At 62.7% G+C, this 18,321-nt stretch carries 17 protein-coding genes and 1 pseudogene; 13 read left to right on the top strand and 5 right to left on the bottom strand.

All coding sequences use genetic code 11. From position 1 onward, the window contains the following. Positions 1-53 precede the first annotated feature (53 nt). The gene (locus NL528_RS26570) at positions 54-635 is read left to right on the top strand and encodes a peroxiredoxin (RefSeq protein ID WP_309177420.1); all 582 of its coding nucleotides are present in this window, start codon (positions 54-56) and stop codon (positions 633-635) included. On the opposite strand, the gene NL528_RS26565 is transcribed toward NL528_RS26570, so the two are convergent. Beyond that, positions 632-1,327 (bottom strand): uracil-DNA glycosylase, encoded by a 696-nt coding sequence (locus NL528_RS26565; protein WP_309177419.1) that lies wholly within the window; start codon positions 1,325-1,327, stop codon positions 632-634. The two genes, NL528_RS26570 and NL528_RS26565, sit on opposite strands and share 4 nt — an antisense overlap. Further along, entirely contained in the window at positions 1,305-1,934 is a 630-nt protein-coding gene (locus NL528_RS26560) for an NYN domain-containing protein (protein ID WP_309177418.1), read from the bottom strand. The genes NL528_RS26565 and NL528_RS26560 overlap by 23 nt, the downstream gene beginning before the upstream one ends. Before the next feature lie 352 nt (positions 1,935-2,286). On the opposite strand from NL528_RS26560, the gene rpoZ reads away from it, so the two are divergent. From rpoZ to parC, 10 genes are all read left to right on the top strand, one after another. After that, complete coding sequence (rpoZ, locus tag NL528_RS26555) at positions 2,287-2,679, top strand: DNA-directed RNA polymerase subunit omega (RefSeq protein ID WP_074276225.1); 393 nt, start codon at positions 2,287-2,289, stop codon at positions 2,677-2,679. Positions 2,680-2,905: 226 nt separating this feature from the next. Beyond that, positions 2,906-5,203 (top strand): bifunctional (p)ppGpp synthetase/guanosine-3',5'-bis(diphosphate) 3'-pyrophosphohydrolase, encoded by a 2,298-nt coding sequence (locus tag NL528_RS26550; RefSeq protein ID WP_309185037.1) that lies wholly within the window; start codon positions 2,906-2,908, stop codon positions 5,201-5,203. Between the two features lie 144 nt (positions 5,204-5,347). After that, positions 5,348-6,115 carry a pyridoxine 5'-phosphate synthase gene (locus tag NL528_RS26545; RefSeq protein WP_309177417.1) on the top strand — a complete coding sequence of 256 codons (768 nt, stop codon included), beginning with the start codon at positions 5,348-5,350 and terminating at the stop codon, positions 6,113-6,115. Then, positions 6,112-6,531: a holo-ACP synthase gene (gene acpS, locus NL528_RS26540; RefSeq protein WP_074276228.1), complete on the top strand. Its 420-nt coding sequence runs from the start codon at positions 6,112-6,114 to the stop codon at positions 6,529-6,531. The genes NL528_RS26545 and acpS overlap by 4 nt, the downstream gene beginning before the upstream one ends. Positions 6,532-6,810: 279 nt before the next feature. Beyond that, positions 6,811-7,569 (top strand): signal peptidase I, encoded by a 759-nt coding sequence (gene lepB, locus NL528_RS26535; protein ID WP_074276229.1) that lies wholly within the window; start codon positions 6,811-6,813, stop codon positions 7,567-7,569. Then, positions 7,566-8,384 (top strand): ribonuclease III, encoded by an 819-nt coding sequence (rnc, locus tag NL528_RS26530; protein WP_309177415.1) that lies wholly within the window; start codon positions 7,566-7,568, stop codon positions 8,382-8,384. Before lepB ends, rnc begins: the two co-directional genes overlap by 4 nt. After that, positions 8,384-9,307 (top strand): GTPase Era, encoded by a 924-nt coding sequence (gene era / locus NL528_RS26525; protein WP_309177412.1) that lies wholly within the window; start codon positions 8,384-8,386, stop codon positions 9,305-9,307. The genes rnc and era overlap by 1 nt, the downstream gene beginning before the upstream one ends. A gap of 32 nt (positions 9,308-9,339) precedes the next feature. Next, positions 9,340-9,720: a hypothetical protein gene (locus NL528_RS26520; protein WP_309177411.1), complete on the top strand. Its 381-nt coding sequence runs from the start codon at positions 9,340-9,342 to the stop codon at positions 9,718-9,720. 102 nt (positions 9,721-9,822) lie between these two features. Continuing rightward, positions 9,823-10,572, top strand: coding sequence for a DNA repair protein RecO (gene recO, locus NL528_RS26515; protein ID WP_309185036.1), 750 nt, complete (start codon positions 9,823-9,825; stop codon positions 10,570-10,572). A 72-nt stretch (positions 10,573-10,644) separates the two neighbouring features. After that, positions 10,645-12,900, top strand: a complete 2,256-nt coding sequence (gene parC / locus NL528_RS26510; protein ID WP_309177409.1) for a DNA topoisomerase IV subunit A — start codon at positions 10,645-10,647, stop codon at positions 12,898-12,900. A gap of 34 nt (positions 12,901-12,934) precedes the next feature. Here the strand turns inward: parC and NL528_RS26505 are convergent, their stop codons facing one another. Further along, the gene (locus NL528_RS26505) at positions 12,935-13,834 is read right to left on the bottom strand and encodes a slipin family protein (protein WP_309177407.1); all 900 of its coding nucleotides are present in this window, start codon (positions 13,832-13,834) and stop codon (positions 12,935-12,937) included. 5 nt (positions 13,835-13,839) lie between these two features. Next, positions 13,840-14,232 carry a GntR family transcriptional regulator gene (locus tag NL528_RS26500; protein ID WP_309177405.1) on the bottom strand — a complete coding sequence of 131 codons (393 nt, stop codon included), beginning with the start codon at positions 14,230-14,232 and terminating at the stop codon, positions 13,840-13,842. A 105-nt stretch (positions 14,233-14,337) separates the two neighbouring features. Between NL528_RS26500 and NL528_RS26495 the strand changes: the two genes are divergently transcribed. Both NL528_RS26495 and NL528_RS26490 read left to right on the top strand, forming a co-directional pair. Then, complete coding sequence (locus NL528_RS26495) at positions 14,338-16,338, top strand: PQQ-binding-like beta-propeller repeat protein (RefSeq protein WP_309177404.1); 2,001 nt, start codon at positions 14,338-14,340, stop codon at positions 16,336-16,338. A gap of 96 nt (positions 16,339-16,434) precedes the next feature. Beyond that, positions 16,435-17,401: pseudogene (locus NL528_RS26490) on the top strand (cation diffusion facilitator family transporter). A gap of 56 nt (positions 17,402-17,457) precedes the next feature. Here NL528_RS26490 and NL528_RS26485 read toward each other — a convergent pair. Then, positions 17,458-18,081: a hypothetical protein gene (locus NL528_RS26485; protein ID WP_309177403.1), complete on the bottom strand. Its 624-nt coding sequence runs from the start codon at positions 18,079-18,081 to the stop codon at positions 17,458-17,460. Between the last annotated feature and the right edge of the window lie 240 nt (positions 18,082-18,321).

The raw sequence follows: 18,321 nt of genomic DNA, 5'->3' as shown, positions 1-18,321 counted from the left end.
GATTGCTTCGTCGCAAGTGCTCCTCGCAATGACGACCGATGGAGAATTGCGAAATGAACCAGAAGAACCTGCTCGAAGTCGACTGGAGCAAGATCCCGGCGCCGACCGACGATGGCACGGCGGCGCATCTTGTCGGCATGACGATCCCGCAGCTTCCCCTGATGGCCACCGACGACTCTTCGGTGACGCTGGCGGCGCTGCCGGGCCGGACGATCGTGTTCGCCTATCCCCGCACCGGCGAGCCCGGCAAGATCAGCCTGGTCGATGATTGGGACATGATCCCGGGCGCACGCGGCTGCACGCCGCAAACCTGCTCGTTCCGCGATCTCTATGCCGAACTCAAGGCCGCCGGCGCGAGCCAGGTGTTCGGCCTGTCGACGCAAAGCAACGCCTACCAGACCGAGATGGCCTCACGGCTGCATCTGCCGTTCCCGGTGTTGTCGGACGAGAAGCTGGCGCTGACCCGCGCGCTGAATTTGCCGACCATGGCGGTGGCGGGCCTGACGCTGATCAAGCGGCTGGCACTGATCGTCGATAACGCGCGCATTACCCATGTGTTCTATCCGGTGTTTCCGCCCGACCGCAACGCCGGCGACGTGCTGGCGTGGCTGAAGGAAAATAAGGTGCGGGCTTAGCTCAAATCCGCTCTTACCTTCGCAAACACGCTCCGAAACATGTCCGGCGTCAGCACCCGCGTGTTGGTGTTGTAACGCGAGCAATGATAGCTGTCGTACAGCTTGATGGTGCCGGCGGGATGGATCGCGCCGTGCCCGAACGGCGCTGCTGAATTGCGCAGGCCCAGCGCCTTGAGCGTCGATTCATGCGCGATGCGGCCGAGCGCCACGATCGCGCGAACCTTTGGCATGGTGGCGATCGTCGCCGACAGGAATTGCCGGCAGGTGTTGATCTCGACCGGCAGCGGCTTGTTCTGCGGCGGCACGCAGCGCACCGCGTTGCTGATCCGGCAATCGACCAGCCTCAAGCCGTCGTCAGGCCGCGCCTGGTAGACGCCCTCGGCAAAGCCATATTCGAGCAGGGTCGCGTAAAGCAGGTCGCCGGCGTAGTCGCCGGTGAAAGGACGTCCCGTGCGATTGGCGCCCTGCAGGCCGGGCGCGAGGCCTACGATCAACAACCGGGCGGCGGGATCGCCGAACGAGGTCACCGGTGAATTGAACCAGCCCGGTTCGCGCGCCCGGGCCTGCTGGCGAAACTCGGCAAGCCGCGGGCAGAGCGGGCAGTTGCGGTCGGGTTCGAGGGGAAGGGGCGCTGCGCCGGAAAGCCGTCCCCGGCGCGCCGGATCGTTCTCAGTCCTCGAATTCGTCGTCATCGGCCCGTGGCGCCATGGTGGTCGCGCGCTGCAGGAATTGCGGCGCGTGATGACGCGGCTCGCGCGGGGCGGGGCGCTCGGAGGGGTCGCGGCCGAGCTTGGACTGCAGCTCGACCAGGTCTGTGAAGACGTCGGCCTGGCGCCGCAACTCGTCGGCGATCATCGGCGGCTGGCTTGAAATCGTGGAGACCACCGTCACCCGGACGCCGCGCCGCTGCACGGCTTCCACCAGCGAGCGGAAATCGCCATCGCCGGAGAACAGCACCATCTGGTCGACATGCTCGGCGAGTTCCATGGCATCGACCGCAAGCTCGATGTCCATATTGCCCTTCACCTTGCGGCGGCCAGAGGCGTCGATGAATTCCTTGGTCGCCTTGGTGACGACGGTGTAGCCGTTGTAGTCGAGCCAGTCGATCAAGGGACGGATCGAGGAATATTCCTGATCCTCGATGATCGCGGTGTAGTAGAACGCGCGCACCAAAGTCCCGCGGCTCTGGAATTCCTTGAGAAGACGCTTGTAGTCGATGTCGAAGCCGAGCGTTTTGGCAGTTGCGTAGAGATTGGCGCCATCGATAAAGAGCGCGATCTTGTTGGAAACAGGTGACATCAAGGGTTTCTCGCGTTGTTGTTAACATTTTTGGCGCAGCGGCAATCAACCGCGCGCACTTTCCAGTCGTGCTGCCTAAAGTTCGGTGAATCTTTCCCCACGACAATCACCACTGCAATTATGGTGAGGCGAGGGCGAAAAACCTAGTCTTTTTGACAATGCAATGAAGAGTTTTGCTTGTCCCGGGCGGTACTTCGCCGCGTCTGGACGCTCCGGCCTTCTGGCCCCGAGGGTGGGTTAGCAGAGCCCTCCGGGAAGGCAAATCACAAGTTTGGTCTTGCGAAACGGCCCTTACCCCTATAACTAGGCCCTATAACCGACATCTTGGCCCCATTTAACGGAGCGACAGTCTATGGCGCGCGTCACCGTGGAAGATTGCATTGATAAGGTCGACAACCGGTTCGATCTGGTCCTGCTGGCAGCGCATCGCGCCCGTATGATCTCGTCCGGGTCGCAACTTACGGTTGATCGGGATAACGACAAGAATCCTGTCGTATCGCTGCGGGAAATCGCCGACTCTTCGATTTCACCGGAAGATCTGCGCGAGGAACTGGTTCATTCCCTGCAGAAATTCGTCGAGGTCGACGAGCCAGAGCCCGACACCGTGCCTTTGATCGGCTCGGCCGGCGCCAGCGTCGACGCTGACGACACCGAAGTGGCGGTCGAGCGCATGACCGAGGAAGAGCTTTTGAAGGGCCTCGAGGGCCTGGCGCCTCCGGAAGAGCAGCCCGAAGAGGACGAGTAAGCCTCGTTCGGAGGGTCTCCAGACTGCCCGATTTGCCAAAGGCCCGGACATTTGTCCGGGCCTTTGCTTTTGTTGACATTTTTGCGGTTACGATGCGTCCTTGACGAACGAAATATGGGTTTTCGAGCGTTTCTGCACCTCACGGGGTGCTGCTTCGCACGAAAACGCACTAGGTTATGTCGTGAAGCGGACCCATCCGGTCCGCGCGGATGAAGGCAGTGATTCGATGGCGTATTGGCGCCGCACCCCCCGGCAGATGCAGGCCGCGACCGAATCGGTCGCCGTGGCGCCCGCGTCGCCTGTGGGGGAGAAGGCCGCCAAACCCCCGCGCTCGCGCATGATGCGGCAATACGATCTGGTGGAGCGCGTCAGGTCGTATAATCCGGACACCAACGAAGACCTGCTGAACCGCGCCTATGTCTACGCCATGAAGGCGCATGGCACGCAGACCCGGGCGTCGGGCGATCCCTATTTCTCCCATCCGCTCGAGGTCGCGGCGATCCTCACCAACCTCAAGCTCGACGATGCCACCATCGTGGCGGCCCTGCTGCACGACACCATCGAGGATACCGAGGCGACGCGCGCCGAGATCGATACCATCTTCGGCCATGAGATCGGCGCGCTGGTCGAGGGGTTGACCAAGTTGAAGCGGCTGGAACTGGTTTCGCGCGAGGCCAAGCAGGCCGAGAATCTGCGCAAGCTCCTGCTCGCGATCGCCCAGGACGTCCGCGTCCTGCTGATCAAGCTCGCCGATCGCCTGCACAATATGCGGACGCTGGAATTCGTGCCGCACGCCTCGCGCCGCCGCATCGCCGAGGAGACCCTCGACATCTACGCCCCGCTCGCCGGCCGCATGGGTATGCAGGAGATGCGCGAAGAGCTCGAGGATCTCTCGTTCCATACGCTCGATCCGGAAGCCTATGCGGTGGTGATGCAACGGCTGGATTCCTTGGCCGAGCGCAATCGCAACCTGATCGGCGAGATCGAAAGCCAGCTCTCCAAGAATCTGCAGAAGAACGGCATCGCCGCCCGCGTCTATGGCCGCCGCAAGCAGCCGTTTTCGATCTGGACCAAGATGGAGCGCAAGTCGGTCGGCTTCGAGCAATTGTCCGACATCTACGGCTTTCGCGTCGTGATCCCCGACGTCGAAGCCTGCTACCGCGCGCTCGGCGTCGTGCATACGACCTGGCCGGTGGTGCCCGGGCGCTTCAAAGACTACATCTCGACGCCGAAGCAGAACGACTATCGTTCGCTCCACACCACTGTGATCGGGCCCGGCAAGCAGCGCGTCGAGCTGCAGATCCGTACCGAGGAAATGAACCAGATCGCGGAATTCGGCATCGCCGCGCACGCTTTCTACAAGGATGGCGTGGGTTCGCCGACCGAGCTGCTTAACCGAGAATCCAACGCCTTTGCCTGGCTGCGGCACACCGTCGGGATCTTGTCGGAAAGCGCCAATCCGGAAGAGTTTCTGGAACACACCAAGCTCGAACTATTCCACGACCAAGTGTTCTGCTTCACGCCGAAGGGAAAACTGATCGCGCTGCCGCGTCAGGCCAATGTGATCGACTTCGCCTATGCCGTGCACACCGACGTCGGCAACTCGGCGGTCGGCTGCAAGATCAACGGCAAATTCGCGCCATTGTCATCGGAATTGCAGAACGGCGACGAGGTCGAGGTGTTGACCTCGCAGGCGCAGTCGGCGCCGCCCTCGGCGTGGGAATCGCTTGCGGTGACCGGCAAGGCGCGGGCGGCGATCCGCCGCGCGACCCGCACCGCGGTACGCGATCAATATGCAGGGCTCGGCCGCCGCATCGTCGACAGGCTGTTTGCCCGTGCCAAGATCGAATATGCCGACGACAAGCTGAAGGGCGCGCTTCCCCGGCTGGCCCGCGCCTCGATCGAAGACGTGATGGCGTCCGTCGGGCGCGGCGAACTCAAGGCCTCCGACGTCGCCCGCGCGATGTATCCGGACTACAAGGAAGAACGGCTGGTGCGGTATGGCGCCAAGAAGAGCCTCGCGGTCAAACTAAAGCTGAAGGCCGATCCCCATCATCCGGCGCGTGCCGCATCGGTGATCCCCGTGCGCGGCATCAATTCCGATCTGCCGGTCAAATTCGCGCCGAACGGCGGCGCGGTGCCGGGCGACCGCATCGTCGGCATCGTGACCCCGGGCGAGGGGATCACGATCTATCCGATCCAGGCGCCGGCGCTGAGGGATTTTGAGGAAGAGCCGGAGCGCTGGCTCGACGTGCGCTGGGATATCGACGAGACCATGCCGCAGCGCTTCCCGGCGCGCATCAAGGTCGACAACGTCAACGAGCCCGGAAGCCTGGCCCAGGTCGCCACCGTGATCGCCGAACATGACGGCAATATCGACAATATCAGCATGTCGCGCCGCTCACCCGATTTCACCGAACTGACCATCGATCTCGAGGTTTATGACCTCAAGCATCTCAGCGCTATTATCGCCCAGCTGCGCGCCAAGGCCGTCGTCGCACGGGTCGAGCGTGTCAATGGATAAAACCGGAGCCCTCATGGTGAGGAGGCGCTCTTGCGCCGTCTCGAAGCATGAGGTCACAATATCTCTCATCGTTCGAGACGCGGCGAAGACGCCGCTCCTCAGGATGAGGAAGCGCCGATAACTCTGAATATCCACGAGCCCGCCATGCCCAAAGGTCCTCCGCTCCGCCTCGGAGTAAATGTCGATCACGTCGCTACGCTCCGCAACGCGCGGGCGGGCGAGCGGCCGGATCCGGTCCGCGCCGCGCTGGCCGCGATCGAGGCCGGCGCCGACGGCATCACCGCGCATCTGCGCGAGGATCGCCGCCACATCCGCGACAACGACATGGCGCGGCTGAAGGCCGAAATCTCGAAACCGCTGAATTTCGAAATGGCCGCGACCGAGGACATGCTGAAAATTTCGCTCGCGACCAAGCCGCATGCGGTGTGCCTGGTTCCCGAGCGCCGCGAGGAACTCACCACCGAGGGCGGGCTCGACGTGGTCGGGCAGCACAACGCGCTGGCGCCCACCATCGCCCGGCTGAACGATGCCGGCATCCGGGTGTCGCTGTTCATCTCCGCCGAACCGCAACAGATCGAGATGGCGGCGAAGCTGCGGGCGCCTGTGATCGAAATCCATACCGGCGGTTGGTGCGACGCCGTGGTCGATGGCCACACGGTGAAGGCCGAAACCGAATGGCAGCGCATTGTCAGTGGCGCGCGGTTGGCGCGCTCCGCCGGGCTGGAGGTCCATGCCGGCCACGGCCTCGACTACAAGACCGCGGAGGCTATCGCCGGCCTGCCCGAAATCGCAGAGTTGAACATCGGTTACTTCATGATCGGGGAGGCGCTGTTTGTCGGCATCGGCGAAACCGTCCGCATGATGCGCGCGGCGATGGATCGCGGCCGCAAGAGCCATATGGGCAAGGCATGATCCTCGGCATCGGCTCCGACCTGATCGACATCACCCGCGTCGCCAAGGTGATCGAGCGCCACGGCGACCGCTTCCTCGACCGCATTTTCACCGATGCCGAGCGCGCCAAGGCCGCGCGCCGCGCCAATAGCGAGAAAATGGTGGTGGCGACCTATGCCAAACGGTTTGCCGCCAAGGAGGCCTGTTCCAAGGCGCTCGGGACCGGTATCCGGCGCGGCGTCTGGTGGCGGGATATGGGGGTGGTGAACCTGCCGGGCGGCCGCCCGACCATGCAACTGACCGGCGGGGCGCTGGCCCGGCTCGAGGCGATGACCCCTCCGGGCTTTGAGGCGCGGATCGACCTTTCGATCACCGACGATTGGCCCCTGGCGCAGGCTTTCGTCATAATTTCGGCGGTCGCGTCCGGCAAATCGTGACGCTCGCGGCCGTTGCCGTCAGCGGATCGAGCCAAAACTAAAAATCGTAGATTTATCAAAGGATTGGCAAGTTTTTACCGGGCGATTGATTGCGCGTCCGCGAACAACCGTCTAAAACGCCGCAGCGACAATATCGAGCCAGGGCGGATTCGGGTTTGCGCCGGAATTTGCCTTCAACATCAGAATCAAGACCATTTTCCTGACGCGAACGGCAAGCGCTTCGCGAGAGGAAAACGTTCTGCCACCATGCGGCGAGAGCGCGCAGGATTTGGGAAAGCAATGAGCGTGACCACAGGGACCAAATCCGAGAGCGGCTTGGGTGAAACCATCCGTGTCGTCATCCATGCCCTGCTGATTGCGTTGGTGATCCGCACCTTCCTGTTCCAGCCCTTCAACATTCCCTCGGGCTCGATGAAGGCGACGCTGCTGGTCGGCGACTATCTGTTCGTGTCGAAATATTCGTACGGCTACAGCCATTATTCGATTCCGTTCTCGCCGCCGCTGTTCTCCGGGCGCATCTTCGGCTCGGAGCCGAACCGGGGCGATATCGTCGTGTTCCGCCTGCCGAAGGATGATTCCACCGACTACATCAAGCGCGTGATCGGCCTGCCGGGCGACCGCATCCAGATGAAGGACGGGCTGCTCTACATCAACGATGTGCCGGTCAAGCGCGAACGCCTGAGCGATTTCATCGGCGAGGACCCCTGCGGTTCGGAGGCCACGGCGCGGGTGAAACGCTGGAAGGAGACACTACCGAACGGCGTCAGCTATGAATCGCTGGATTGCGTCGACAATGGCTTCTACGACAACACCATCGTCTACACCGTGCCGCCCGGCCATTTCTTCATGATGGGCGACAATCGCGACAACTCGCAGGATAGTCGCGTGCTGGCCGCGGTCGGCTATGTGCCGTTCGAGAATATCGTCGGCCGGGCGCAGATGATCTTCTTCTCCATTGCCGAGGGCGAACACGCCTGGATGTTCTGGCGCTGGCCGACCGCGGTGCGCTGGAATCGCATATTCTCAATCGTGCGATGAACGACGAAACGCCCGTCATCCAGGAGCCCCCGACGTCCGGCGAGCCGAGCCCGCTTCCTGATGCCGGCGACACTGCCGTGCCCAAGAAGAAGCGCGGCAAGGCCGGCGCCAAGGCCGGCGCAAAGGCCGCGGCTGCCGCCACCGCGGCGCTCGAGGCGCGCATCGGGCACAAATTCGCCGATCCCTTGCTGCTGGCCACCGCGTTCACCCACGTATCGGCGCTGAAGCCGGCCCGCAGCCGCGGGGAGAGCTATCAGCGCCTGGAATTTCTCGGCGACCACGTGCTCGGGCTGATCGTTTCCGACATGCTCTATCGCGCGTTTCCGAACGCCGACGAAGGCGAGTTGTCGAAGCGGCTGGCCGATCTCGTGCGCAAGGAGAGCTGTGCCGACGTCGCAAAATCGCTCGGCCTGGTCGACGACATCAAGCTCGGCCAGGTCGGCGCCAGCGCGAGTGCAAGGTTGCGCAAATCTGTGCTCGGCGACATCTGCGAAGCCCTGATCGGGGCGATCTTTCTCGACGGCGGCTATCAGGCGGCGGCGCAATTCGTCGAGCGCAACTGGCTCGAACGGATGCGCAAGCCGCGGCGGCCGCTGCGCGATCCCAAGACGGTGCTGCAGGAATGGGCGCAGAGCAAGGGGATGCCGACGCCGGTCTATCGCGAGGTCGAGCGCACCGGACCGCATCATGATCCGCAATTCCGTGTCGCTGTGGAACTGCCGGGACTTGCGCCGGCCGAAGGGCTCGGCGGCAGCAAGCGCGCGGCCGAAAAGGTCGCCGCCTCCGTCATGATCGAACGCGAAGGCGTGAAATAATGAATGAAACTGACGCGAAGGCTGCAGTCGCGACGCGCTGCGGCTTCGTGGCGCTGATCGGCGCCCCCAATGTCGGCAAATCCACCCTGGTCAATGCGCTGGTCGGCTCCAAGGTCACGATCGTCTCGCGCAAGGTGCAGACGACACGGGCGCTGATCCGCGGCATCGTCATCGAGGACAATGCGCAGATCATCCTGGTCGATACGCCCGGCATCTTCTCGCCGAAGCGCCGGCTCGATCGCGCCATGGTGTCGACGGCCTGGAGCGGGGCGCATGACGCCGATCTGGTCTGCGTGCTGCTCGACGCCAAGGCGGGGATCGACGAGGAAGCCGAGGCGATCCTTGCAAAACTCGCGACCGTAAAACATCCAAAGATCCTGGTGCTGAACAAGATCGACCTGATCCCGCGCGAGAAATTGCTGGCGCTGGCGCAGACCGCCAACGACCGCATGACGTTCGAAAACACTTTCATGATCTCGGCGCTGTCGGGCGATGGCGTCGGCGATCTCCGGCAAACGCTGGCCAAAATGGTGCCGCCGGGGCCGTTCCATTATCCCGAAGACCAGATGTCAGACGCGCCGATGCGGCATCTGGCGGCCGAGATCACGCGCGAGAAGATCTACCGGCAATTGCATCAGGAACTGCCGTATCAGTCCACCGTCGAAACCGACAGCTGGACCGAGCGCAAGGACAAGTCGATCCGCATCGAGCAGACGATTTTTGTCGAGCGCGAGAGCCAGCGCAAGATCGTGCTCGGCAAGGGCGGCGCCACCATCAAGTCGATTGGCGCGGATTCGCGCAAGGAAATCGCGGAGATCGTCGGCGTTCCCGTGCACCTGTTCCTGTTCGTCAAAGTGCGCGAGAACTGGGGCGACGACCCCGACCGTTACCGCGAAATGGGACTGGACTTCCCCAAGGAATGATCTGGGATTAATAAGGAAATGACCGGCTCCCGATGAACGTACCCAAGAACGTAGTGTGGTTTGAAGTACTGCTGTATCTGTCGCTGACGCTGGACGCGCTGTCGGTCGCGTTCGACGATCGGACGCCGACCGCTGAAATGACCGAACAGATGATCACGGTGGCAACCGTGATTTACGCGCTCCTGATCCTGCTGCTGGTTTATTTCGTCTGGCTCGCCGCCCAGCGGCGCAAGAACTGGCCGCGCTGGGCGTTGGCCACGGCTCTGGTCCTGTCGGTTATCTCGCTGGTGCAGATGATCGGCGACAAGGGCGTGGAACTCAGCAGCGGCATCGAGGTGGTGTCCTGCGCGCTGACCGCGGCGGGGCTCTATTTCTCCTTCACCGGCGACGCGCAGGGCTGGTTCAACGCGTAGTGGTTGTTCCACCGTCATTCCGGGTTCGCATCTTCGATGCGCCCCGGAATGACAGTGGTGAGACGGCTGCGCCTTCCGCCGGAATCCTGTAAACTCCACCCCATGGAATGGACCGACGAAGGCATCGTGCTCGGGGTGCGGCGGCATGGCGAATCCTCCGCCATTGTCGAACTGCTGACGCGCGCCCACGGCCGTCACCTCGGCCTGGTGCGCGGTGGTTCGAGCAAACGGATGCGGCCGCTGCTGCAGCCCGGCAACAGCGTGACGGCGGTGTGGCGAGCCCGGCTCGACGAGCATCTCGGCTATTACGTGGTCGAGGGCACGCGGCTGCGCGCGGCCACCATGCTGTCGTCGTCGCATGCGACCTATGGCGTGACCCATCTGGCCTCGCTGGCCCGGCTATTGCCGGAGCGCGACCCGCACGAAGACATCTACGAGATGCTCGAGCGCACGCTGGACGATTTCGACGATGTCAGTCAAGCCGCCGCCCATCTCATCAAATTTGAACTGGCGATGTTGGCCGAACTCGGTTTTGGGCTCGACCTGGAAAATTGCGCCGCGACCGGTGAGACCACGGAGCTGATTTACGTGTCGCCAAAGTCCGGCGGGGCGGTGTCGCGGCGGGCCGGCGAGCCGTTCCGCGACCGGTTGTTACGGCTGCCGCCGTTCCTGCGCGAAGGCGAGGGCGGTCCGAACGGCTGGTCGGACCAGGACCTGCAGGATGGCTTTCGGCTGACGGGGCTGTTCCTGCTCCGCCACGTGCTGGAGCCGCGCGGGCAAGGCCATTCCGATGCGCGGAACGGCTTTATCAATGCGGTGACCAAATATCGGGCGCGGGCGGCGGTTCCGTAAGTCCAATTCGCGGCCTAAATTGCCGCTGATTCGCGTCTTGCCCGATTCACCGCGAGGGTTTAACGCCTCCCCATGGGAAAACGACAGCTACCGCCGGAAGACCCGGCCGAAATCCACGATGTTCCGCTGCGCGATGCGCTGGAAGAGCGCTATCTCGCCTATGCGCTCTCGACCATCATGCATCGCGCACTGCCGGACGCCCGCGACGGGCTGAAGCCGGTGCACCGGCGCATCCTCTACGGCATGCGGCTGCTGCGGCTCGACCCCGGCACGCCGTTCAAGAAATCGGCCAAGATCGTCGGCGACGTGATGGGTTCGTTCCATCCGCATGGCGACCAGGCGATTTACGACGCCATGGTGCGTCTCGCGCAGGATTTCTCCTCGCGCTACCCGCTGGTCGACGGCCAGGGCAATTTTGGCAATATCGACGGCGATAACGCCGCCGCCTACCGCTATACCGAAGCGCGCATGACCGAGGTCGCGCGGTTGCTGCTGGAGGGTATCGACGAAGACGGCGTCGAATTCCGCGCCAATTACGACGGCCAGACCAAAGAGCCGATCGTGCTGCCCGGCGGATTTCCGAACCTGCTCGCCAACGGCGCGCAGGGCATCGCGGTCGGCATGGCGACCTCGATCCCGCCGCACAACGCCGCCGAGCTGTGCGACGCCGCCCTGCATCTGATCGAGAAGCCCGACGCGAAGTCGAAGACGCTGTTGAAATGGGTCAAGGGTCCGGATTTTCCGACCGGCGGCATCATCGTCGATTCCAAGGAGGCTATCACCGAGGCCTACATGACCGGGCGCGGCTCGTTCCGCACCCGTGCCCGCTGGACCCAGGAAGAGGGCGCGCGCGGCACCTGGATCGTGGTCATCACCGAAATTCCCTGGCTGGTGCAGAAGTCGCGGCTGGTCGAGAAGATCGCCGAACTGCTCAACGAGAAGAAGCTGCCGCTGGTCGGCGACGTCAGGGATGAGTCCGCCGAAGATATTCGCCTCGTGATCGAGCCGAAATCGCGCGCGGTCGATCCTGAACTGATGATGGAATCGCTGTTCCGGCTGACCGAGCTGGAAAGCAAGATTCCGCTGAACCTCAACGTGCTGGTCAAGGGCCGCATCCCCAAGGTGCTGGGCCTCGCCGAATGCCTGCGCGAATGGCTCGACCATCTGCGCGACGTGCTGCTGCGCCGCTCCAACTACCGCAAGGAGCAGATCGAGCATCGCCTCGAAGTGCTGGGCGGCTATCTGATCGCCTATCTGAACATCGACAGGGTGATCAAGATCATCCGCACCGAGGATGAGCCGAAGCCGGCGCTGATGAAGGCGTTCAAGCTCAGCGAGATCCAGGCCGACGCCATCCTCAACATGCGCCTGCGCAGTTTGCGCAAGCTCGAGGAATTTGAGATCCGCACAGAGGACAAGAACCTCCGCGCCGAGTTGAAGGGCATCAAGGGCATTCTCGCCTCCGAAACCGAGCAATGGTCGAAGGTTAGCGAGCAGGTCCGGAAAGTCCGCGATATTTTTGGTCCGAAGACGCCGCTCGGCAAGCGCCGCACGACCTTCGCCGATGCGCCCGAGCACGATCTCGCCGCGATCGAGGAAGCTTTTGTCGAGCGCGAGCCGTGCACCGTGGTGATCTCGGAAAAGGGCTGGGTGCGCACGCTCAAGGGCCATGTCGAGGATATTTCGGGGCTTGCCTTCAAGACCGACGACAAGCTCGACCATGCCTTTTTCGCCGAGACCACGTCAAAACTTCTGGTGTTCGCCACCAACGGCAAATTCTACTCGCTCGACGTCGCAAAACTGCCGGGCGGCCGCGGTCATGGCGAGGCGATTCGCATGTTCATCGACATGGAACCGGAAACCGCAATCGTCTCGCTGTTCGTCAACAAGGGCGGCCGCAAGTTCCTGATCGCGAGCCTCGAAGGCCAGGGCTTCATCGTCAACGAGGACGATTGCGTCGGCAACACCCGCAAGGGCAAGCAGGTGCTCAACGTCGAGATGCCGAACGAAGCCTGCGCGATCGCGACCGTGTCGGGCGATACCGTTGCCGTGATCGGCACCAATCACAAGATGGTGCTGTTCCCGCTCGACCAGGTGCCGGAAATGGCGCGCGGCCGCGGCGTGCGGCTGCAGAAGTACACCAGCGCAAAACTGTCGGATGTCGCCACCTTCGAATCCAAGGCAGGCTTGACCTGGAAGGACTCCGCCGGGCGTGACCAGAGCATGAGTTCCAGGGAACTGGCCGACTGGCGCGGCAACCGCGCCGATGCCGGCCGCCTCGCACATGGCCTGCCGAAGTCGAACAAGTTCCTGCGCGGCGTGGAGTAAAAGACAGCCGCCCCGGCGAAGGCCGGTGCGTCCGTCAGGCCCCGCTTCGCAACGCGCCCGCGGCGGCAACAAGGCCGACCGCCCCGGCCGGATTCATGCTGTCGACCATGGCCGTCGGGATCAGGATCGTCGCGCCGCGCTCCTTGGTGGTCTCATAGATGATGTTCATGGCACGAAGCTGCAGCGCCGCCGGGCTGCGGGCATAGATATCGGCCGCCTCGACAAATTTCTGCGCGATTTCCTGTTCGGCCTGTCCGAGCAGGACGCGCGCCAGTTTCTCGCGTTCGGCCTGTGCCTGCCGGCTCATCGCGTCCTGCAACGCCGGCGGCACGCCGATATCGCGGATCTCGACCGAGAGTACCGACACTCCCCATTCCGCAGTCTTGCGTCCGATCTCTTCGCGCAATAGCTGATCGCCTTGTTTGCGTTCGGACAGCAGCGTCGACAGCAAGGACGAGCCGACGATCTCGCGAAGGGAGGTTTGTGCGACCTGGGTGATGGCCTGGCGGTAATTTGTGATTTCGAGTGCGGCGCGCTCGGGATCGTGAATCTGCCAGAACACGATCGCGTCGATATTCACCGGCACCGTGTCTTTGCTCAATGCCTTTTCGGCGTTGATTTCGGTCGTCTGAATGCGCTGATCGAGCCAGGAGGCCACATTATCGATGAACGGGACGATCGCGAACATCCCCGGGCCACGGATGGCCGTGAGCTTGCCGAGCCGCAGCACGACCGCGCGTTCCCACTGATCCGCCACCATGATGGTTTGAGGAACGAGGAATGCCAGGATTGCAAGGCACCCCGCCAGCCAATAGAGGCTGCGGGAGGCCGTGTCATAGGCGAGCCATGCGCTGAGCGCCGCGACCGCTGCGACTACGACAGCTAGTACGATCGCGGGTTGGTTAGCACCACTTGCTTTAAAATAGTTGTTCATGACGACTATTCCTTCTGCTTCGCGAGGGCCGTTATTCGGTCAGCTACGGCGATGGGATCGACGCCCATCGTGGCCGCTGTGGCGAGAACCTGTTTTGCCAATCCGTCGATCTGAACCTGGCGCGCGCGCGCGCCCATGAGGGGAGGGGGCTTGGCTACAAAGCTGCCGCGCCCGCGAACCAGCGTGATGGCCCCCATCCGCTCGAGCTCGTCATAAGCGTGCCGCACCGTATTGAGGTCGATCTTCAGGGCGACCGCGACTTCGCGCATGGTCGGCATCTGATCGCCGGCCGCCAGCACGCCGGCGCCGAGCTGGCGCAAGATCTGTTCCCGAAGCTGGACATAGATGGGAACGCCCGAGCTTTCGAGCCGCAAGGTGGCGAGTAGGTCTGTATGCATTAACTAGTACACTAGACATCGCATGCGATTTGGTCAATACTTTTGTTCGACAGGCTGATCCGCGGGTCGACAAGCCGGCGCGGCAGCGCAGGGATGGAGGTGCGTATGGGCAGAGCAGCAAGGCTGGCACACGCAGCGAATATCGGCGTTGTTTTGGCGCTTGGTGGCGCATTGTCTGGCGCGAACGCGCAGGCCATTCCCGGCGCGCTCCCTGAATCCGCAAAAGCCCTCGCGCAGGGCGAATGGCCGGCCTATGCCGGCACCTACGCGGCCTCGCGCTATTCGCCGCTGACCCAGATCGACGCGACCAACGCCACGAAATTGCACATTGCCTGGCGCTGGAAGTCGCCCGACATGGCGATCAAGGAAGCCGACCCGACGGTCGGCCCAAGCACCGCCAATGAGTCGACGCCGCTGATGATCGGCGGCGTGCTCTATACCTCGACCTCGCTGTCGCAGGTCGCCGCGATCGACGCCGCTACCGGTGTGACCAAATGGGTGTTCGATCCCAAGATCTACCAAAACGGTCTCGGCCTTCCGCCCAACCTCGGATGGGTGCACCGGGGCGTCGCGTACTGGCGCAATGGCGACGAAGAACGCATCATGATGTTGACAGCGTTTGGCCAGATGATCGCGATCGATGCCAAAACCGGAAGGCCGGTGCCGAGCTTCGGCAAGGACGGCCGTGTCGATTTGGTGGAAGGGCTGCGCCGCCCGGTCGATCGCGGCTATTACACCATGACCTCGCCGCCGGTGATCGTCCGCGGCGTCATCGTGGTCGGATCTTCCGTGTTCGACTGGTGGGGCAAGCGGCCGTCACCGCCCGGCGATGTCAGGGGTTTCGACATCGCGAGCGGCCGTCTGCTCTGGACCTTCCACACGGTTGCCCAGGGCGAGGAGCCCGGCACTGATACCTGGGAGAAGGATTCCTGGAAGGACGCCGGCAACGCCAATGTCTGGGCGCCGATGAGCGCGGATGAGGAACTCGGTTACATCTATCTGCCGGTCAGCACGCCGACCAACGACTATTATGGCGGCCATCGCCTCGGCGACGGGCTCTACGGCGAGAGCCTCGTCTGCCTCGACGTCGCGACCGGCAAGAAGGTCTGGCACTACCAGCTCGTGCATCACGGCCTCTGGGATTACGACCCGCCGGCGGCGCCGAATCTGATCGACATCAATGTCGGCGGCAAGCGCATCAAGGCGGTCGCGCAGGTAACAAAGCAGGCCTTCGTCTATGTCTTCGATCGCGTCACCGGCCAGCCGGTGTGGCCGATCGAGGAACAGCCGGTGCCGGCCTCCAGCGTGCCCGGCGAGCGCGCGTCGAAGACGCAGCCGGTGCCGACCAGGCCCGCCGCAATCGATCTTCAGGGCGCGCGCGACGAGGATCTGATCGATCTGACGCCGGAGATCCACCAGGAGGCGATCGATATCGCCGCCGCCTATGACCGTGGCGGGCTGTTCACGCCGCCGTCGCAGCGCGGCACGATCGCAGTGCCCGGCAATGCCGGTGGCGCGAGCTGGTCGGGTGCGACGATCGATCCGGAGACCGGCACGCTGTATGTTGGAACGCAACGGCTGCCGACCCTGATCCTCATTAGCAAGCCCGAACCGTGGCAGGGATCCTACGATTTCATCGGCTTGCCCAGCTACGTGCCGGGGCCACGGGGGTTGCCGCTGCTCAAGCCGCCGTTCGGCAGCATGGTCGCGATCGACATGAACAGCGGCGATCACCGCTGGCGGATTCCGGTCGGCCGCAGCACGGCGATGGGGTCGATCCGGAAACTCGGCATCCGCGAGCAGCTCGGGCTGCCGTTCCGCAGTTGGGCGCTGCTGACCAAGACCGTCATGATCGTCGTGCAGATGGGATATTACAGTCCGCCGCGCTTCGTGCCCGGACTCAATTTGCCGATCAGGGACCTCCACAATCTCGATCCGCATCTGTGGGTCTACGACAAGACCAGCGGCGAAATGCTGGCGGAACTCGAATTGCCGGCGAACGCGACCGGTGCGCCGATGACCTATCTGGCCGGCGGCAAGCAATACATCGTGTTTCCGGTCGGCGGCGGCCCGCTGGTGGAAGAACTGATCGCGGTCGCGCTATGAACAATGTAACGCGGCCGCTGTAATAGTATTCGAATTTCCGCGCGCTATAACCGCAGCAGTCGAAACCGATCGATCAGGCAACGGTTATTTTTTGCAATGGCGCACGATCACCATCATCACGATCACTCGCATGCGCACGATCACGGGCACAGGCCCAGGCACGGGCACGATCACGCTGGTCACAGCCACGCGCCGGATAGTTTTGGCGCGGCCTTTGCCGTCGGCGCGTCGCTCAATGCGGCGTTCGTCATCGCGGAACTGGTTTTCGGCTACGCGGCCAACTCGCTCGCCCTGATTTCCGACGCCCTTCATAATTTCTCCGACGTGATCGCGCTGTTGCTGGCCTGGGGCGCCGCATGGCTGGCGCAGAAGCAGCCGACCGATAGCCATACATACGGCTACCGGCGGGCATCGATCCTCGCCGCTCTGTTCAATGCCGGCCTGTTGCTGGTTGCGGTCGGCGGCATCGCCGTCGAGGCCATCAACCGCCTGCGCGAACCCGCGGCGGTGGCGAGCTGGACCGTTGTGTGGGTCGCCGCCCTCGGCATCGCAATCAATGGCGGCACCGCGCTGCTGTTCATGCGCGGCCGCCACGGCGATCTCAATATCCGCGGCGCCATATCTGCATATGGCGGCGGATGCGGCCGTTTCGCTCGGCGTGGTGGTCGCAGCGCTCGTGATCATGGCCACGGGATGGCTGTGGGTCGATCCCGCGATCAGCCTCGTCATATCAGCCGTGGTGCTGGCGAGCGGCTGGGCCCTGATGCGCGACAGCGTCAATCTCGCGCTCGACGCCGTGCCGAGGGGCATCGAACTCGCCGCGGTGCGGGATTATCTCGGCGGGCTGGAAGGCGTCCTGGAAGTCCACGATCTGCACATCTGGGCCATGAGCACCAACGAGACCGCGCTGACCGTGCATCTGGTGCGTCCCGGCGGCCACGACGATGCGTTCCTCCATCACGTCTGCGAGGGGCTGTCGCACCGTTTCAACATCCATCACGCGACGCTGCAGATCGAGGCCAGCAGCGCGACCTGCAAGCTCGCGCCGGCGGAGATGGTGTAATAGCCCTCCAGAAATTGAAGAGCGCTTACAGCTGGCGAAGCAGGTAGAGAGTTGGGCTACTTAGCGCTGCGTCTCTTCTTCCGCTCCAACTTCTTCACTTCTACTTTGAAACGTTCCTGACGTTTCGATAGCCATTGTTCGCGTTCTTCCGCCATTTTTGGGTCTTTGGCCTTTTGTCTTTTCAGAGACGTTTCTATCTTTGCCGCCTCCCTTGCTTTAGCGGAGCAATACGCGTTCTTTCCGATCTGCAGCACTCCCGCGAGCGCCAACGCACAAAAAGGGACAAGTGCACCTGCTACAATGCCGAGATGTACAGCGACCGCAGCGGCGATCGCCGATACAATCGCGGTCTCTGATTTTTTGCTTTGCTTCAACAATAATTTTCTGACGTCTCGATATTGTTCGGAGTCCGTACAGATCACGTAATATATTTCCAATTTGAGATGCTGCCAGTAATCGGGCCACATCTTATATGCTACGTTCCCGTCGATGAAGCGCGGCATTTTGTTGCCTATTTCGTCGATTTGTTTCTCGTCGAATTCCTTGGTGCTAATGACCGAAAGTAATCCGCTCTCGCCTGGCAACCGGCCGCGCTTGTTTCGAAGGTTGCGCTCATCGGTCAGACCCTTCTTTGCAATCGCAAGCAATTTCTTTTCAGAAACTAGATCGTCAATATTCATGGCGGCCCCTCAAGTGCGAATAGGCTACGATAGTTTATCGTTTGCCGCCAATCGAGAAAAATACGACATCAAGTCCGTGACGCGATAGCCGTCAAGCCAGTCGTCACCTTGAGGGTGTGTTCAGGGAGCAGATCGGAAAGGTTTTCGGCCGTGGCTTCAATTGCGATATATCTGCAGACTCACCGGGAAACGTCCCGAAAGCTGCTGATCTACGGCGACACCGTAATGCAGCGAGTAACC

The organism is Bradyrhizobium sp. Ash2021, from assembly GCF_031202265.1.
Classification (GTDB): Bacteria; Pseudomonadota; Alphaproteobacteria; order Rhizobiales; family Xanthobacteraceae; genus Bradyrhizobium.
The sequence above is the reverse complement of the archived record's forward strand: the minus strand, read 5'-3'. Positions and strand labels throughout refer to the sequence as shown.

What these genes read in the sequence shown, in the direction of transcription:
- NL528_RS26570 (WP_309177420.1), top strand. Translation starts at nt 54, where the DNA reads ATGAACCAGAAGAACCTGCTCGAAGTCGACTGGAGCAAGATCCCGGCG.
- NL528_RS26565 (WP_309177419.1), bottom strand. Translation starts at nt 1,327, where the DNA reads ATGACGACGAATTCGAGGACTGAGAACGATCCGGCGCGCCGGGGACGG.
- NL528_RS26560 (WP_309177418.1), bottom strand. Translation starts at nt 1,934, where the DNA reads ATGTCACCTGTTTCCAACAAGATCGCGCTCTTTATCGATGGCGCCAAT.
- rpoZ (WP_074276225.1), top strand. Translation starts at nt 2,287, where the DNA reads ATGGCGCGCGTCACCGTGGAAGATTGCATTGATAAGGTCGACAACCGG.
- NL528_RS26550 (WP_309185037.1), top strand. Translation starts at nt 2,906, where the DNA reads ATGGCGTATTGGCGCCGCACCCCCCGGCAGATGCAGGCCGCGACCGAA.
- NL528_RS26545 (WP_309177417.1), top strand. Translation starts at nt 5,348, where the DNA reads ATGCCCAAAGGTCCTCCGCTCCGCCTCGGAGTAAATGTCGATCACGTC.
- acpS (WP_074276228.1), top strand. Translation starts at nt 6,112, where the DNA reads ATGATCCTCGGCATCGGCTCCGACCTGATCGACATCACCCGCGTCGCC.
- lepB (WP_074276229.1), top strand. Translation starts at nt 6,811, where the DNA reads ATGAGCGTGACCACAGGGACCAAATCCGAGAGCGGCTTGGGTGAAACC.
- rnc (WP_309177415.1), top strand. Translation starts at nt 7,566, where the DNA reads ATGAACGACGAAACGCCCGTCATCCAGGAGCCCCCGACGTCCGGCGAG.
- era (WP_309177412.1), top strand. Translation starts at nt 8,384, where the DNA reads ATGAATGAAACTGACGCGAAGGCTGCAGTCGCGACGCGCTGCGGCTTC.
- NL528_RS26520 (WP_309177411.1), top strand. Translation starts at nt 9,340, where the DNA reads ATGAACGTACCCAAGAACGTAGTGTGGTTTGAAGTACTGCTGTATCTG.
- recO (WP_309185036.1), top strand. Translation starts at nt 9,823, where the DNA reads ATGGAATGGACCGACGAAGGCATCGTGCTCGGGGTGCGGCGGCATGGC.
- parC (WP_309177409.1), top strand. Translation starts at nt 10,645, where the DNA reads ATGGGAAAACGACAGCTACCGCCGGAAGACCCGGCCGAAATCCACGAT.
- NL528_RS26505 (WP_309177407.1), bottom strand. Translation starts at nt 13,834, where the DNA reads ATGAACAACTATTTTAAAGCAAGTGGTGCTAACCAACCCGCGATCGTA.
- NL528_RS26500 (WP_309177405.1), bottom strand. Translation starts at nt 14,232, where the DNA reads ATGCATACAGACCTACTCGCCACCTTGCGGCTCGAAAGCTCGGGCGTT.
- NL528_RS26495 (WP_309177404.1), top strand. Translation starts at nt 14,338, where the DNA reads ATGGGCAGAGCAGCAAGGCTGGCACACGCAGCGAATATCGGCGTTGTT.
- NL528_RS26485 (WP_309177403.1), bottom strand. Translation starts at nt 18,081, where the DNA reads ATGAATATTGACGATCTAGTTTCTGAAAAGAAATTGCTTGCGATTGCA.